The sequence below is a fragment of the Achromobacter sp. DH1f genome (genome assembly GCF_000633435.1).
GTDB lineage: Bacteria > Pseudomonadota > Gammaproteobacteria > Burkholderiales > Burkholderiaceae_B > Achromobacter > Achromobacter deleyi.
The window spans coordinates 1-1,274 of sequence record NZ_AYMF01000092.1 but is presented as its reverse complement, the minus strand read 5'-3'; the positions used below and the strand labels follow the sequence as shown (position 1 = coordinate 1,274).

Below are 1,274 nucleotides of genomic sequence, written 5' to 3'. Positions count from 1 at the left end.
CAGCACCGTCTGCTTGTATTGGGCCGAGCTTGCATCGAACACCGCCACCGCCTGGGCGTCCCGAGCCTTGCGCAGGCCGCCGTCGAATATCGTCTCGGCCAGGGCCGCCCCCAGCGACCAGACCCGGCCCGGCGCGTTGAACCATTGCGCGAAACTGGCTGCGCCAAAACCGCCCGCAGCCGACAGCACCAGCGACGGGAAATACGCGGCCCGGGCCACGCCGATGCCCGCATTGGCCGATGCCACCTGGCGCTCGGCCGCCGCGATATCGGGGCGCCGCTCGAGCAGATCCGACGGCAGGCCGGTCGGCACCTCGGGCACCCGGAACATCCAGGGCTGCCCGGCCGGCAGCGGCGCCAGGCTGAACTGCGCCGGCGCCCGGCCCGTCAGGATCGCAATGGCGTGTTCCAACTGGTTGCGCGACACGTTCAGATCGATCGCCTGGGCCTGGGCAGTCTTGAGCTGTGCCTCGGCCTGCGCCACGTCAGACCGCAGGGCCACCCCCGCGTCGTATTGGCTGCGCGTGAGTTTCAGCGTCCGTTCGTAGGCTTGCAACGTACGGGCATACAAGTCCTTTTCCCGGTCCACCGCCCGCAGTTGCAGATAGTCCTGCGCCAGCGCCGCCTGGATGCTCAGCCGCGCTGCCGCCAGGTTGGCCTCGCTGGCCTGGGTCGACGCGTCGCTCGCCTCGACCTGGCGGCGCACCGCGCCCCACAGGTCCGGCTCCCACGACACATCGATCGCCGCCGCGTAGCTGTTGGACACCCCGATCACGCCGCTGCTCTTGGCCCGCGCACGCTGCGCCGACACATTCGCGCCCACTGTCGGCCAGAACCCGGCGCGGGCCGCATCCGCCGCCGCCCGCGCCTGGCGGTATTGCGCCTGCGCCTGCTGCACCGTCTGGTTGGCCGCGTTGGCCGCCACGATCAGATCATTCAGGGTCGGATCGCCATAGGCCTCCCACCAGGGCTGCCGGCCGTCGATCACGCCCGGATTGGCCGTCTTCCATGGCCCCGATTCCTTGTAACCGGACGGCAGGTCCATGGCCGGACGCTGATAGTCCGGCCCCACCGCACAGCCGGCCAGGGCCAGCAGGGCCGCCAGCCCCACCGCCGCCCGCCTGGGCGCTATCCGCTTGCCTGTGTTCATTTTTCTCGGCGCCGCCCGCGCGGCTGACAGTCAGTACGGCCCTACTGTAGAAAGCCCAGCGGGACCGCACGCTGTCCGCTCCCTGACAATTCGGACAGGTTGGCGTCCGCCAGACCCTGCGCGGC

The 1,274-nt window shown here is 70.6% G+C and carries 1 protein-coding gene; it reads right to left on the bottom strand.

Going from position 1 to position 1,274, the window contains the following annotated elements:
- The coding region (locus tag U858_RS0133110; protein WP_025141356.1) for an efflux transporter outer membrane subunit at positions 1-1,149 on the bottom strand (1,149 nt) is incomplete at its 3' end.
- Positions 1,150-1,274: the final 125 nt, after the last annotated feature.